The organism is Aquidulcibacter sp. (assembly GCF_020253525.1).
Lineage (GTDB): Bacteria > Pseudomonadota > Alphaproteobacteria > Caulobacterales > Aquidulcibacteraceae > Aquidulcibacter.
Window position 1 is genome coordinate 1 of sequence record NZ_JADCBK010000106.1, and the last position, 14,246, is coordinate 14,246.

At 56.4% G+C, this 14,246-nt stretch carries 13 protein-coding genes and 1 pseudogene; 5 read left to right on the plus strand and 9 right to left on the minus strand.

From position 1 onward, the window contains the following. The 9 genes and pseudogenes from IOB61_RS12435 to tpiA form a co-directional block, all read right to left on the minus strand. A pseudogene (locus IOB61_RS12435) lies at positions 1-1,033 on the minus strand (hypothetical protein); the annotation flags it as partial. Positions 1,034-1,164: 131 nt separating this feature from the next. Beyond that, entirely contained in the window at positions 1,165-1,347 is a 183-nt protein-coding gene (gene rpmF, locus IOB61_RS12440) for a 50S ribosomal protein L32 (protein ID WP_085340090.1), read from the minus strand. 129 nt (positions 1,348-1,476) lie between these two features. Next, a complete protein-coding gene (locus tag IOB61_RS12445) occupies positions 1,477-2,277 on the minus strand; it encodes a hypothetical protein (protein WP_290817154.1) in 801 nt (266 codons plus the stop codon). Between the two features lie 124 nt (positions 2,278-2,401). Next, positions 2,402-3,082, minus strand: coding sequence for a hypothetical protein (locus IOB61_RS12450; protein ID WP_290817157.1), 681 nt, complete (start codon positions 3,080-3,082; stop codon positions 2,402-2,404). Between the two features lie 4 nt (positions 3,083-3,086). Continuing rightward, positions 3,087-3,839, minus strand: a complete 753-nt coding sequence (locus IOB61_RS12455) for a hypothetical protein (protein WP_290817159.1) — start codon at positions 3,837-3,839, stop codon at positions 3,087-3,089. 98 nt (positions 3,840-3,937) lie between these two features. Beyond that, positions 3,938-5,575 (minus strand): CTP synthase, encoded by a 1,638-nt coding sequence (locus tag IOB61_RS12460; protein WP_290817163.1) that lies wholly within the window; start codon positions 5,573-5,575, stop codon positions 3,938-3,940. Positions 5,576-5,647: 72 nt separating this feature from the next. Continuing rightward, a complete protein-coding gene (gene secG, locus IOB61_RS12465) occupies positions 5,648-6,097 on the minus strand; it encodes a preprotein translocase subunit SecG (protein WP_290817165.1) in 450 nt (149 codons plus the stop codon). Positions 6,098-6,176: 79 nt separating this feature from the next. Further along, the gene (locus tag IOB61_RS12470; RefSeq protein WP_157893651.1) at positions 6,177-7,157 is read right to left on the minus strand and encodes a hypothetical protein; all 981 of its coding nucleotides are present in this window, start codon (positions 7,155-7,157) and stop codon (positions 6,177-6,179) included. A gap of 71 nt (positions 7,158-7,228) precedes the next feature. Then, positions 7,229-7,978, minus strand: a complete 750-nt coding sequence (gene tpiA, locus IOB61_RS12475) for a triose-phosphate isomerase (protein WP_290817168.1) — start codon at positions 7,976-7,978, stop codon at positions 7,229-7,231. A 193-nt stretch (positions 7,979-8,171) separates the two neighbouring features. On the opposite strand from tpiA, the gene IOB61_RS12480 reads away from it, so the two are divergent. The 5 genes from IOB61_RS12480 to trpC are packed head-to-tail and all read left to right on the plus strand — an operon-like array spanning position 8,172 to position 14,057. Continuing rightward, positions 8,172-10,097 carry a peptidylprolyl isomerase gene (locus IOB61_RS12480; RefSeq protein WP_290817171.1) on the plus strand — a complete coding sequence of 642 codons (1,926 nt, stop codon included), beginning with the start codon at positions 8,172-8,174 and terminating at the stop codon, positions 10,095-10,097. Positions 10,098-10,103: 6 nt separating this feature from the next. Next, the gene (gene trpE, locus IOB61_RS12485) at positions 10,104-11,666 is read left to right on the plus strand and encodes an anthranilate synthase component I (RefSeq protein WP_367272853.1); all 1,563 of its coding nucleotides are present in this window, start codon (positions 10,104-10,106) and stop codon (positions 11,664-11,666) included. Next, on the plus strand, positions 11,663-12,247 hold the full coding sequence (locus tag IOB61_RS12490) for an aminodeoxychorismate/anthranilate synthase component II (protein ID WP_290817173.1): 585 nt from the start codon (positions 11,663-11,665) through the stop codon (positions 12,245-12,247). The genes trpE and IOB61_RS12490 overlap by 4 nt, the downstream gene beginning before the upstream one ends. Beyond that, positions 12,244-13,269, plus strand: coding sequence for an anthranilate phosphoribosyltransferase (trpD, locus tag IOB61_RS12495; protein WP_290817175.1), 1,026 nt, complete (start codon positions 12,244-12,246; stop codon positions 13,267-13,269). Before IOB61_RS12490 ends, trpD begins: the two co-directional genes overlap by 4 nt. Next, positions 13,266-14,057 (plus strand): indole-3-glycerol phosphate synthase TrpC, encoded by a 792-nt coding sequence (gene trpC / locus IOB61_RS12500; RefSeq protein ID WP_290817177.1) that lies wholly within the window; start codon positions 13,266-13,268, stop codon positions 14,055-14,057. The genes trpD and trpC overlap by 4 nt, the downstream gene beginning before the upstream one ends. Positions 14,058-14,246 lie beyond the last annotated feature (189 nt).

Consider the following 14,246-nt stretch of genomic DNA (forward strand, 5'->3'; position numbering starts at 1 on the left):
AGAGGAAACTTACGCCCTTCCCATCCTTGCGCCACGTGATTTGGCGAGCGGGGCGGTCAAGCTTGAGGGTGAGATTGCGGGCCCCGGTTGCAAGACCCGTCGCAGGCATGGCAGCCACGAACACATCGGTGCGCTGAAACGAGGTTTGCCGATTGCGCCAGCCCACATAGGCCAAAGTCTTGCCATCAGGGCTGACAGCCGGGCTGTTTTCAAAGCCATCATCGGCGGTGAGTTGGCGCGGTTTACCGCCACCCGCGGCAGGCCAAGCATAAAGGTCAGACTGAACAGGCTTTAGATGCGCATCTGGCGCTGGATTGCCACTAACCACAATGAATTGACCATCGGGTGTCCAAGCGGGCTGAGCATCTTCACGGCCCCAATCACCCTTACCGCTGGTGATTTGCGTAATCGCGCCGCTGGCCACATCGAGGGTAAAGACCTGATAGTCACCGGGCGTGAGCCAGCCGTCTGGGTCGGTACGATAGGGGAAGCTGCGCACCACACGCGCAGGGGCCGCCCATGTCGCGCCCTCTGGTTTTTCTGGCAATTTATAAATGGCTTCAGGCTTTTCTTCGACCAGATTGATAAAGGCGATTTTCTTGCCATCTGGCGACCAAGATAAAGAGCTTGGTGGGAATTTGAGCGTGGTAAGTGGCTTTGCAATGCCTTCTTTCACATCGAGCACAAAAATTTGCGATTTGGTGCCATCCCTGCCGATAAAGGCAATTGTTGCGCCATCTGGCGACCAACGGGCAGTAGATGGACCCCGGTCTGCCCCGACCAAAAGACGTCGGCCCTCCCCTGCACCCGCGCCTGGAATAGGCACCAGCCAAAGCTCTGTCATCACCCGATCGGTCTGTATGTCGCGCGTCTGGCGCAGAACAGCTACTTGCTTGCCATCGGGGGCCAATTGCGGATCGAGGGGTTGTTCGAGGCGATAGAGATCAAGTGCCTCAACTGGCTTTGGCGCCTCTGCCCACGCAGGGCCTGCCAACACACAAGCCAGCCCCATAAGTCCTGAAAAAACCCGCATGATCATTCCCCCGCAAATTTGTGCACGGGCAGATTTAGCAAGTGCTGAAACTATGTCGAGCGGACATTTGACCGAAACAAAAAAGCCCCGCCAGATGGCAGGGCTTTTCCACAAGAAATGACGAAAGAGACTTAGTCTTCCTTCGGCGTCAGAACCTGACGGCCACGATACATGCCGGTTTTCAGGTCGATATGGTGTGGACGACGCAGTTCGCCCGAATCCTTGTCTTCGACATAGGAATTCACGCCCAACGCATCGTGCGAACGACGCATACCGCGACGAGAAGGAGTAGTTTTGCGCTTAGGCACTGCCATGGTGCAGGTTCCATTTCAAAAGATAAGGCGGCCCCGAGAAGAGCCGCCAGTAAAACTGAAGCGCGTATCTACGCGCGCTCTTCCCCAAATGCAAGACACTATGCCAGTGGGAAAAGAACTTAGTCTCGCTTACTGCGCTTGGGCTAAGCCCGGCACTTCCCAGGTAGTCGATTCCTCTGGTGGCCGAACACGGGGATGGAGGAACCAAATGGTGCTAAGTGCGCCAAAGGCTAAGAACCAAAAAACCTCTTGCAAGGCGTCAATGGTGGCTTGTAGGTGAGGCAATAGGGTTTGTAGTGACGCATGATCTTCGCCAATTTGCTCTATCCCGAACTGTAATAAGAAAACCGGAAGCACGACGACGACCGATAAGGCCAAGGACAGCCATAGGCGCCATACTCGACGCGCTACACCCTTGTACGAACGAGAGAGATTAATATTGCCATCGACCAAAATCTGAACGGCCAAGCAAAAGGTGTAGTTCACCCAGGCAATAAAAAAGGCGAAAGTTGTCAGCAAAATGATTACATTTAGGGCGAGATGCTCTACCGCGTCTTTGCTGATGGGATACAACGAAACCACCAACCCACCCAAAAGTTCAAATCCAATGATACCTAAAACGGCGAGCGCCCGCGTCCGCCAACTTGTCTCGACGCCCGCTGATTTGAGAAAAACGATTAGAATCGCCACGAAGAAGGCAGCACCGACAAGGGTCTCTAGGATGTCCTTTAGATCGAACGCCCCGAAATGCGGCAAAGAAACGGGCACTTGGATCGTCATCACGCCTTCAAGCGGTGACGACATAAGTTGGAAAACGACAAACACCAGCGCCAGCGGCACCAAAACCGACCGATGGCTCCAGATCAGCCGAAAAGCTGCCCGAATGCCCCATTCCCAATCATGCAAAGGTTCAATCTTAAAGCTCGACATCACAAACCTCATCTAAACCACACAACCATAAGGCTGTATTCAGGGATGTAAAGTCAATTCGATCTCGCCCGAACAAATTGGGGAGATCAACTTTTTGTGATCAAGTGGCCAACATCCACTTAGCCTATTTTTCGTTTGGCAGACCGATTTTGCCAGCCACGGCCTGAACCGTCACCGAAACAACACCCTCGTGCGAGAATTTGCGAACCGTCGCCCCTTCCCGGCCATATTGTGTCTGGTAGGAACTGCCGCCATACGTATAGGGATTATAGGCGTAATTGGTTTGGGTGACGAGTTGTGTCTCAAACGCCCGCACTTCGACCCCCGCTGACTGGGGATTGGTTTGCACCAAGACAAAGCGCGCATCATCGCTCGGTCGAAACTGGACACCAAAGGTTGAACCCACATTCGCAAATCGCTCTGCCGAGAACGTGCGGATCGGCTGCCCATCTGCATTGAGCACGGTTACCAAAGGACCAAGGATTCGGAAGGCCTCATAGAGGCCACCAATCGTCAATGTATGGTTCGATGGTGCTGAGGGCAGCGCATAGACGACATAATTGCTGGGCTTGCCGTCCAAGTTCAGACACGGCGACAGCCCGTCAACATTTGTCGCAATACTGTGCCATTGGGCCTTCCGCTTGGGCGTCATGGCGATTGCCTTCGTCAAGTCAGGCTTATCGGTACAGGTCTTGCCTGTAATCTCAGAGACGGCTTGGGGCGGCGGCGGCGGCGGCGTTGTGGCGCACCCTGCCACCAAACCGGCAAGGGAAAGGGCGATCCATGAAAAACGCATCTGGTTCATAAGGTCACCGCAAGAGATCGGCTGTAGCTTTTGCTGTTGCTTGAAGCGCCGCCTCTAAGCCTGCAGCAGCTTTGGCGGGGTTTGCCTCTAGGTCGTCAATTTTTTGAAAGGCAAAGGCCTCATCAACCGGGATTGAAACCGTAACATCCGATTTAACCACTGGATTATAGGTGATTTTATTGTCCAGAAGAATTTTCTTTGGGTCCTTGTGATCCACCATGCGCACGTGCAGCGTTACGAACGGACGCCATTGTGTCGAATTACCAACCAGCTGATAGCCATAATTAAAGCCCAAGGTATCCAAAACAGCAGACCCGGGTTCTGCCGCGTCATTGGCGGGAACAACTACCAATTCACGGCTCTTGCTGCGAGGAATGGCAATAGTTGAAACACTATAGTTTTGTTGCTTTAAAGCCTCTTCCAGAGCCGCGTCAAAAATGGCTTCGCCATTGAAGTTTTGCGTGGCCAGCGCCTTCTGAATGCGGTCACGTTGACCCGATTCAATGCCAGCTTCCACGCCTGCTGCGACTGCCCCGACCAACAAGCCTGCTAAACCTGCACTTGAGGCCGCCGACATCATATTGGCACCATTTGTTGCCAGTTTTTGCGTACCGACTTCCAGCGGTAGTGTATTTTCCACCACGGCAATCTTGGAAACAGGAGTCGCGGTCCGATCAAACGGAACAGGCTGGTAGGGTGTTACGCAGCCCGCCAACACCATCGTGCTTGCAAGCGCCAAAAATGCAAATTTCTTCAAACCAACCCCCCACGGAAAAGCCGCCCACTTATTTGTTGCGGTTGTGTGGAGGCAACCCTATCTGACGGGGCGCTTTCGACAAGATGGCATCTGCAGGCTTAGACCAGCCGGCTCTGCACCAAAGCCGCCCGCACAAAGTCTGCGAATAAGGGATGGGGTTCAAATGGCCGCGACTTGAGTTCGGGATGATATTGCACCCCAACAAACCAAGGATGGTCTGCCCGCTCAACAATCTCTGGCAAGACACCATCAGGAGATACGCCTGAGAAAATCAGGCCTTGCGACTCAAGTATCTCCCGATACGCCATATTGACCTCATAGCGGTGGCGGTGGCGTTCTTGGATGCTGAGCGCACCACCATAGGCCCGCGAGACCACCGAATCTGGCTTCAATACTGCAGGATAGGCGCCCAGTCGCATCGTACCACCAAGGTCGGTCTCCTCCCCGCGCACTTGGCGCTCATTGCCCTTCACCCATTCCGTCATCAGGCCCACGACAGGTTCAGAGGTCGGACCAAATTCACTGGAGGAGGCTTGGGAGATACCGGCCAGATTACGAGCCGCCTCAACACACGCCATTTGCATGCCAAAGCAGATGCCAAAGAAAGGTATCTGGCGCTCACGGGCAAATTGGACCGCTTTAATCTTGCCTTCCGCCCCTGAGTCGCCAAAAGCGCCGGGAACCAGAATGGCATCAACCCCTTCAAGCTCTGCGGTTAGCATGTCTTGATCGGCATCAAAGGCGCGCGCATCGACCCAATTGATATTGACCTTCACATCATTGGCGAGACCGCCGTGATGGAGGGCCTCAATCAAAGACTTATAGGCGTCCTTCATGGCGGTATATTTGCCAACCACCGCGATGGTTACATCGCCATCGGGCGCGCGCAGGCGTTTTGAAATCGCCTGCCACTTCGATAAATCAGGCTCGGGCGCGTCCATAATGCCAAAACGCCGCAAAACTTCGCGGTCCAGGCCCTCGGCATGATAGTCCATCGGCACTTCATAGATGTGCGCAGAATCGAGCGCCTGGATGACAGCACTTGCGCGGACATTGGTGAAGAGCGCGATCTTGCGCTTTTCTTCTTCCGGGATCGGACGGTCACAGCGACAAATCAAAATGTCGGGCTGAATACCGATAGAGCGCAATTCCTTCACACTGTGCTGGGTCGGCTTGGTCTTCATTTCCCCGGCCGTATGGATATAGGGCAGCAAGGTGAGGTGAATATAGACTGCCTGCTGGGGCTCTAATTGCTGGCCAAGCTGACGGATCGCTTCAAAAAAGGGCAAGCCTTCAATGTCGCCAACCGTACCGCCGATTTCACACAAGACAAAATCAGCATCCCCCGCATCGGACAAGACGAAGTCTTTGATCGCATTGGTGACATGGGGGATGACTTGGATGGTCGCGCCCAAAAACTCCCCCTTGCGTTCCTTGGCGATAATCTCCTGATAGATGCGCCCGGTTGTGATATTGTCTGCTTTGGCAGCAGAAACACCGGTAAAGCGCTCATAATGGCCCAGATCCAAGTCGGTCTCAGCGCCATCATCGGTCACAAAGACTTCGCCATGTTGATAGGGGCTCATCGTGCCGGGATCGACATTGAGATAAGGATCGAGTTTGCGCAGCCTCACTTTATAGCCACGAGCTTGCAGCAGCGCGCCTAACGCGGCTGATGCAATGCCTTTTCCGAGCGAGGAAACCACGCCCCCAGTGATGAACACATATCGGGTCATGGGAGGTCGTTCTAATCCGCAACGCCTGCAAAAGGGAAGAGGCGCAACTGGAAAGAAATGGGGGTTAGCCGCTTATTTTTTCTCTGCTGGCGCTGCAGCGTTTGTCGGTGCGGCTGGGAAGAGTGGTGCAGGCTCTGCCGCTGTTGGTGCAGACGCAGGAATGCCGCCAGCAGGTGCCGCAGGAACTGGGGCAATCGCATTCGCAGGTGCAGCCGGTACCGAAAGGTCAATGCCTTTGGTGGGTAAGCCATCCTTGGTGAGCCCATCTTGCATCAGCGAATCAGCAGGCTTGGTCGCCGACTTGTTCATAATGGTCAGGGTCACACTGGTGACCAAAAAGGCCGCACCCAACAAGGTTGTCGTGCGTGTCATGAAGTTAGCTGCCGAACGGCCAGACATCATGGACGATGGACCGCCACCCATACCCAAAGCGCCACCGCCCTCCGAGCGCTGCAATAAAATGGCACCAATAAGGGCCAAACAGATCAGCAGGTGAAGAATGAGAATAGCTTGGATGAACATGAAACGGGCCTAAAGGTGAATAGATGGCGCGCAAACCTATGCGCTCACGGCTGCTATGTCGCTCTTTCGAGGCCGAACTTCAAGAGACCAACGACAGCGCCAGCGTATGACGGCGCTTTGCGCGCTCTTTTGCCTTATCCAAACGACCGCGAACCTTGTCCAAAGTCGTCTCCAATTCCGCCTTAAACGCCTCACCACCCTCAACCGCATAGGCGACATACAGGGCGAGCGCGAGTTGTCGGGTTAGATTGGCATTTTCGACGCGTTCTGGGCCTGGCGCGCTGGTACGGGCTGCCACATTCTCCAGCACCATGGCAATTTCTTGCACTTCGTCGATGTCGAGACGCTTTGCAGCGCGCACAAGTTCAGCCGAGCTTTCTAGCAAATCCACCACAAAGCCCGCATTTGCATCCCCACGCCCTTGGGCTTGGATAATGACTTCAGCGGCCATCGCGATACGACGGGCAAGCTTTGCCAAGCGATCTTGGTCAACTTTGCGGCGCGCGGTCGCGAGAATTTCAGACTGCGTCACCGGATCAAAATTGCTCATCAAAACCCGGTCGCGCAGCGTATTGGGCGGATCGAAGGTCTCAGGGGCCATTTGATTGCTGGAAGAGCGGCCCCGGTCGGGCCCAACATAGTCAGACGTCACGACAAATTGCTTGCGCGCAGAAATGATCGCCCGCACGCGCTCTAAGGTTTGGATTTGCGAGAATGGGCGCAACAACACATCGTCACAGCCCACATTCATCAAGTCCGCCACAAAGTCGGTCGAGCCCGCCCACAGGGTCGCAATGACAGGAATAAAGGGATTAACACCCAGTTCGCCCAAACGCTGGGCGCGCAACAACTCAACCACTTCAGAGTGATTTTCGGTGGCTTCAATGACCAGAAGCGAAATATCGACGTCGCGAAGACGACGGGTCAATTCGCGCAAAGAGGTCATACCCTCGATGCGGCGGAACCCAATCCCATGCAAAACAGAACGTGTCATCAGCATATTGCCGCGCACTGGATCGTAAATCAGCACGGTCGCTGCTGCGAGTCTTTGCTTGTCCAAAGGACTTTCACCCCTTCATCCGGATATACCCTTTGCCACAGGGTTGTTTCCAAGACGTTACGATGATTGGTTCATTCTTGAATTGCATGCAGAATTTTCAAAAATCCATCCGCAGTCAGGCTCGCGCCCCCCACCAAAGCCCCGTCGACATGGTCCAGATGCAAGAGGTCGCCAGCATTACCGCCATTGACAGAGCCGCCATAAAGTAAGCGGACGCTCGCCCCCAAAGTACCAAACCGATCCACCAAGCGTTGGTGAATGGCACGGTGCATCGCCGCAACATCGGCAGCACTCGGCACTAAGCCCGTCCCGATCGCCCACACGGGCTCATAGGCAATAACCAAGCCTTCAACGGGGAACGTGTCTGGAACCGAGCCGTCGACTTGGCCCAGAACAATCGCCTCGGCTTGCCCAGCCTCGCGCTCTGCGCGGGTCTCACCCACACAAATGATGGGCACAAGGCCAGCATCGAGGCCAGCTTGTGCCTTGGCACGCACCACAGCACTGGTTTCGTGATGATCGGCGCGGCGTTCAGAATGGCCGACAATCACAAAATGGCCGCCCGCATCCTGGATCATGGCCGCCGAAATATCGCCGGTATGGGCCCCGGAAACTTTTTCGTGACAATCTTGTGCACCCGTCAAAAGCCCTGTTCCGGCCACAGCCTCGCTCAGGCTGGCCAAGAGGGTTGCCGGTGGGCAAATCGCCAATTGGATGGCGTGGCTTTTGGCGGCGGCGGCAGAGGCTGCAATCAGGCTCGCTTCTGCCAGCGAAGCCTTTAAACCATTCATTTTCCAGTTTCCAACCAACAATTTCGCCACGTCTTACTCCATCCGAGCCTAGATGTTTTGTCCACTCGCGGACTCTTTATGCCTTCCCGAATAGGCAGGTGGTTTCAACTTTGCAATTCACCACACTGAGACCTGCAGTCGATCGCGCGATGCTGTGCAGGCCTTGCCTTGCCCCCTCCCCCAACGATCCTTATGCTAAGGGGAGTTTTCATCAGGATCTTCCATGCTCAACGCGTTTCGAAAATTTGCCCGCTCGTGGGTCTCCGGCATCATCATTGGTCTTTTGGTCATTTCCTTCGGGATCTGGGGGGTCAATGACATCTTCACCCGGGGTAGCCCAGATGCGGTGGCAAAGGTTGCTGGCGAGTCGATTACGCAGGAAGAATATAAGCAAGAGTTTGATCGCTTGCTGAAACGCGCGCAAGCCGATGCCCAGCGCGACATTTCAACCGAAGAGGCGCGCGCCCAAGGTCTGGATAATGCTGTGCTGGAGCAAATGGTTGCGACCCGAGCCTTTGCCGCTTTGACCGACAGTCTTGGGCTCAAAGCACCTGACTCGGTTGTCCAAGCCGAAATCGCAAAAATTCCTGCTTTCCAAGACCAAATCACCCGCCGCTTCAGCCAAGACACCTATCAATTGGCGCTGCGCGACAATGGCTTTACCCCGGCAGAATTTGAAAAAAGCGTGCGGTCAGACCTAACACGCCAAAGCCTGACTTTGGCGGTCAGCTCTGGCTTCCGTGCGCCTCGCGTCTTTGCCAGCCAGACTTTGGCCTTTGGTACCGAGCGGCGGATGGTTACCATCATTCCCATTCCAGCAAGCTTTGTCGGCGGGCCCCGTCAGCCGAATGACGCGCAATTGAAGGCGCTCTATGAGGAAAGCAAAGCCCAATTGATGCGGCCAGAAACCCGCGATCTGACCATGGTTGTGGCAAGCCTTGCAGACTTTGAAGCCAAGGTGAAAATCGACGAAGCCCAAGCCCAAGAGATTTTCGCGCGCAATAAAGAGCGCCTCTCCACGCCTGCCAAACGTGGCCTTGTGCAATTGGTGACAACAGATCGTGCCAAGGCAGATCAGGCAGCAGCCCGCTTGCGCGCCGGCGAAGACCCAGCAGCCATTGCCAAAGCGCTTGGCCTGTCGGTGCCGGTTGTTTTGTCCAATGTCACCGTCGGGGGTATTCCCGATGCCAATGTTGCCAAGGCAGCCTTCGAAATGAAGCAGGGCGATGTGCAGGTGGTTGCGGCAAAGTTGCAGCCTTTTGCCGCGGTCAAAGTTACCGAGGCCATTGCGGCCAAAGAAGCCAAGTTTGAAGATTCCGCCGCCGAAATCCGTACGCAATTGCGCCAAACAGCGGCGGGCGAATTGATGACGGATGCAACCGAAGCCTATGATAAAGCCATCACAGAAGGGGCGACCCTAGAGGCTGCTGCTGCCAAGGCAGGCTTCCGCGTGGTATCAATTAAAAACATCATGGCCGACGGCAATCTTGCGACCACTGGCCAGCCTGCCCCTGAATTTGCAGAAGCCCCCAATGTTCTCAAAGAGGCCTTTGCAGGCGGCAAGGGTGATACCTCTGACCTCGCCCCGATCCCAGGCGACAGCTATGTGGCCGTCCGCATTGATGCAATCGCGGTCGCCGCGCCACCACCCTTTGACTCCATCCGCACCGAGTTGACCAATGAGTGGGTCCGCCGCGATGTCCGCGCCCGGGCAGAAGCCAAGGCGAAGGAAGTTTTGGCGGAAGCCAAAAAGACCAGCTTGGAAGCTGCCGCAGCCAAATTCAAATTGCCGGTTGCCAAGCAAAACCAACCGCTCTTGCGCGGTCAAGGCGGCCAAGAGCTGAGCCAAGCGGTATTTGGGGCCAAAAAGGGCGAATTGGTCTTGGCACCGACCGCTAATGGCGTTGAATATACCGTCGTTCGGGTCGATGAGATTTTGAAAGATGATGAGAAAATGGTTCCAGATCGTTTGACCCAGGCAGAAACCGCGGTGCGGGCCTCGGTTCAGCGTGACCTCATCGCCTCTCTGGAACGCGTTGCCCGCGATCGCGCCAAAGCACAGCTCTTCACCAAAATGATGGGTCGTGCGCTGGGCGATACCGAAGAAACCGCCGCCGCCAAAGCCGCCACGCCGGCCAAACAGCCGTAGGCGCTTGTGCTGACGATTGAGCCCAGCTTTGATCAGTTTGAAGCCGCCTATCTGCAAGGGCGCGGCGTGCCCTTGCGCGCCAAGCGGATTGATGATCTCGAAACGCCAGTCTCTGCCATCGCTAAACTGGGTGCGGACCGGCTAGGGTCTTGCCTGTTTGAAAGCGTCGAAGGCGGGGAAACCCGGGGGCGCTATTCCATTGTCGCCTGCGACCCGGACCTGATCTACCGGGTCGATCAAAGCGGGGCTGCGAAAGCCCCCATCGATGAAGCAGGTCAGGTGGGTGCTTATGTTCCCTGTGGTGAGGAGCCCTTGGCTGCACTGCGCACCTTAATCGCAGACAGTGCGCTCGACTTTCCAAGCGACCTTCCCCCTCCAGCGGCGGGCCTGTTTGGCTATCTTGCATATGAGACCGTCCGCCGGGTTGAGCGTCTACCTGAGACCAATCCCGACCCGATTGGCGTACCAGAAGCCCTTTTGGTGCGCCCTCGCCTCGTCATTGTGTTTGATGGGGTGAAGCAGGAACTCTTGCTCGTAACCCCTGTGCGGCCGCAAGCGGGTGTTTCGGCCAAAGACGCCTATGAGCGAGGCCGCTCGCGTTTGGAGAAAGCTTGGGCGACACTGGATGGGCCCTCGCCCCTGCGCGTGCCGTCTTATGCGGCCAAGCCAAGCCCCTTGGGCGAAGCCATTCCGAACATGAGCCCTGAAGCCTATATGGCGAAAGTGGAGAAGGCCAAAGACTACATACGCGCGGGCGATATCTTCCAAGTCGTGCCCAGCCAGCGTTTTTCTGCCCCCTTCTCTGGGTCTGCGATTTCGCTCTATCGCTCTCTTCGCCGCACCAACCCCTCACCCTTCCTGTTTCTCTTGCGAATGGATGGGTTTGACATTGTGGGCTCCAGCCCTGAAATCCTTGTCCGCCTGCGTGATGGTACGGTGACGATGCGCCCAATTGCGGGCACCAAGCCGCGCGGGGCCACCCCTGCCTTGGATCAAGCCTTTGCCGAAAAATTGCTGAACGACCCGAAGGAACGGGCCGAGCATCTGATGTTGCTTGACCTTGGGCGCAATGATGTGGGCCGTGTGTCGCGGTCAAAGCCCGGTGGCAATGACGGCCCGGTCGGCATTGGGCGTGGCGGGGTGCGTGTGACTGAGAGCTTTAAGGTCGAGCGCTATAGCCATGTGATGCATATTGTCTCCAATGTGGAAGGCAGCCTCAAGCCCGGCCTCGATGCACTCGATGCGCTGTTGGCAGGCTTTCCGGCAGGCACGGTTTCTGGCGCTCCTAAAGTGCGCGCGATGGAGATTATCGCAGAGCTAGAGCCCCATGGCCGGGGTGTTTATGCCGGTGGTGTTGGCTATTTCTCTGCCGGGGGCGATATGGATTTGTGCATCGCCTTGCGGACTGGGGTTTTGAAAGACGGCGTGCTGCATGCCCAAGCGGGCGCGGGGGTCGTGCTCGATTCCATTCCAGAGAGTGAGCATAATGAATGCGTCAATAAGGCCAAGGCTTTGCTGCGCGCCGCAGAAGACGCTGCCCGCTATGATGAGAAGGCCGCCCACGCATGAAAATCCTGCTCATCGATAATTATGACAGCTTCACCTATAATCTCGTCCATTATGTCGAGGAATTGGGCGCGGAGACCCAAGTGGTCCGCAATGACCGCTTGAGCGTGGACGAGGCCATCGCCCAAGCGGGTGACGGCATCATCATCTCACCTGGCCCCTGTACACCCAATGAAGCCGGGATCTGCCTTGAGCTGATCAAAGCCTTGCCTGACGATATTCCCTTATTGGGCGTCTGCCTTGGCCATCAGGCGATTGGCCAAGCCTATGGCGGCAAAGTCTTGCGCGCCAAAACCATCATGCATGGCAAGACCTCCCGCATCACCCACGCCAATACGGGCCTGTTTGAGGGCTTGCCAGAGCAGTTTGAAGTCACGCGCTATCACTCCTTATCCGTCGAGCGCGAGAGCCTGCCCAATTCCTTGCGCGTCGATGCCTGGACCGCCGATGGCGAGATTATGGGCATGAGCCATGTCGCCAAGCCAATTTTTGGCGTGCAATTCCATCCCGAAAGCATCGCCTCAGAGCATGGTCATGCCCTGATCCAGCGCTTTTTGGCGTCAACCAAAGTGGCCCAATCGTGAGCGAGGCGATCAAGCCAGCTTTAGCCCTGTTGCGCGATGGCCAAGCCCCTGCGCCTGCCGTCCTCGACCAAGCCTTTGCCACCATTTTAGCGGGTGAGGCCACGCAAGCCCAAATCGGGGCCTTCTTGATGGGGCTGGAACGTCTGACCTTGACGAGCGAGATGATTGCCTCGGGCGCGCGTGCCATGCGCGCGGCGATGACGCCAGTAGACGTGCCCTTTTTCTGTATCGATGTCTGCGGCACAGGCGGTGATGGTTCCCACACCTTAAACATCTCCACCGCTGTGTCCTTTGTCTTGGCTGGGGCAGGCCTTAAAGTCGCCAAGCATGGCAATCGCGCCATGAGTTCGAAGTCGGGTGCCGCAGATGTTTTGGAGGCTTTGGGCGTAAAGCTTGAGCTTACGCCCGAACATTGCGCCCAAGCCCTTGATGAAGTCGGCCTTGTATTCTTGTTTGCCCAAGCCCATCACCCGGCTATGCGCCATGTGGGCCCTGCGCGGCGCGAACTGGGTTTTCGCACGATTTTCAATCTCTTAGGCCCGCTTTCTAATCCTGCACATGCACAGCGCCAATTGGTTGGCGTGTTTGCGGACGACAAGCGCCAGCCCATCGCACAGGCCCTGATGGACTTGGGTTGCGAGAGCGCTTGGGTGGTCCATGGTCATGGCGGCTTGGATGAAGTATCGCTTTCAGGTCCAACGCGCGTCACGGCCCTCAAGGACAAGGCACTGTCAGAACTTGAAATTCACCCACATGATCTGGGCTTGAAGACGGCCCCGCTTGAAGCCCTCAAAGGCGGTGATGCCGCCCATAATGCAAAGGCCTTGCGCGCGCTTTTGGAAGGTGAAACCGGGCCGTACCGGGATGTGGTGGTGTTGAATGCTGCCGCCGCGCTGGTTGCAACCGGCGCAGCCCAAGACCTCCAAGAAGCGTTGTCGCGCGCCACCACAAGCCTTGAGTCCCAAGCCGCGCTTTCCAAATTGGATCAGCTGATCGCCTGCACCCATCGGACTCCTGCATGAGCGACACCCTCTCCAAAATCATCGCTTATAAGCGCGAGGAAGTGGCCGCCCGTAAGCCCCACCAATCCATCGCGACCCTTGAGGCTTTGGCGACAGAACAGACTGCGCCACGCGGCTTTACCGCCGCCCTCAAACAGGCGGCCCTGACCCGCCCTGCCCTGATCGCCGAGATCAAAAAGGCCAGCCCCTCAAAGGGCCTGATCCGCGCAGACTTTGTGCCCGCTGAGTTGGCCCAAGCCTATGAGAAAGGCGGGGCTGCTTGTCTATCTGTCCTCACCGATGCACCCAGCTTCCAAGGCCATGAGAGCTTTTTGGTCGCCGCCCGAGCCGCCACCAACCTGCCCTGCCTGCGCAAGGATTTCATGGTCGACACCTGGCAGATCGCCGAAAGCCGCGCCTATGGGGCCGATGCGATCCTCGTCATCATGGCTGCGCTCGATGATGCGCTGGCCGCTGATTTAGTGGCTGCAGCCAAGCATTATGGCATGGATGCCTTGATTGAAACCCATGATGAAGCCGAGATGGAACGCGCCTTGAAACTCGACGCCGACCTCATCGGCGTCAATAACCGCAATCTCAAAACCTTTGTCACCGACCTTTCTACCACCGCCCGCTTGGCCAATCTCATCCCGCCATCACGCCTGTTGGTGGCCGAAAGCGGCATCAATAACCGCGCCGACATCGCCCTCCTGCAAGCCGCCGGTGCCAAGGCCTTCCTGATCGGTGAAAGCCTGATGCGCCAAGCCGATGTTTGTGCCGCCACACGGGAAATCTTGTCGGTCGAGTGATCTTCAATCGCGATGGCGCAGCCGATCCCAGACCTTGTGGTGCAAACTCGCTGAGGTCCCCGCTCTCCACTGCGTTCCGGCGGGGATGACATTGTTTTGGATGGTTTTATCTAGACGCGCTTTGGTGAAACAAGGTTTCCACCAAAATGGGTTTAGATGAAAGCGACCCCTTCAGTCCCTTCGGGACAG

Excerpts from the sequence above, each read along its gene's own strand:
- rpmF (WP_085340090.1), bottom strand. The coding sequence starts at position 1,347 with ATGGCAGTGCCTAAGCGCAAAACTACTCCTTCTCGTCGCGGTATGCGT.
- IOB61_RS12445 (WP_290817154.1), bottom strand. The coding sequence starts at position 2,277 with ATGTCGAGCTTTAAGATTGAACCTTTGCATGATTGGGAATGGGGCATT.
- IOB61_RS12450 (WP_290817157.1), bottom strand. The coding sequence starts at position 3,082 with ATGAACCAGATGCGTTTTTCATGGATCGCCCTTTCCCTTGCCGGTTTG.
- IOB61_RS12460 (WP_290817163.1), bottom strand. The coding sequence starts at position 5,575 with ATGACCCGATATGTGTTCATCACTGGGGGCGTGGTTTCCTCGCTCGGA.
- secG (WP_290817165.1), bottom strand. The coding sequence starts at position 6,097 with ATGTTCATCCAAGCTATTCTCATTCTTCACCTGCTGATCTGTTTGGCC.
- IOB61_RS12480 (WP_290817171.1), top strand. The coding sequence starts at position 8,172 with ATGCTCAACGCGTTTCGAAAATTTGCCCGCTCGTGGGTCTCCGGCATC.
- IOB61_RS12490 (WP_290817173.1), top strand. The coding sequence starts at position 11,663 with ATGAAAATCCTGCTCATCGATAATTATGACAGCTTCACCTATAATCTC.
- trpC (WP_290817177.1), top strand. The coding sequence starts at position 13,266 with ATGAGCGACACCCTCTCCAAAATCATCGCTTATAAGCGCGAGGAAGTG.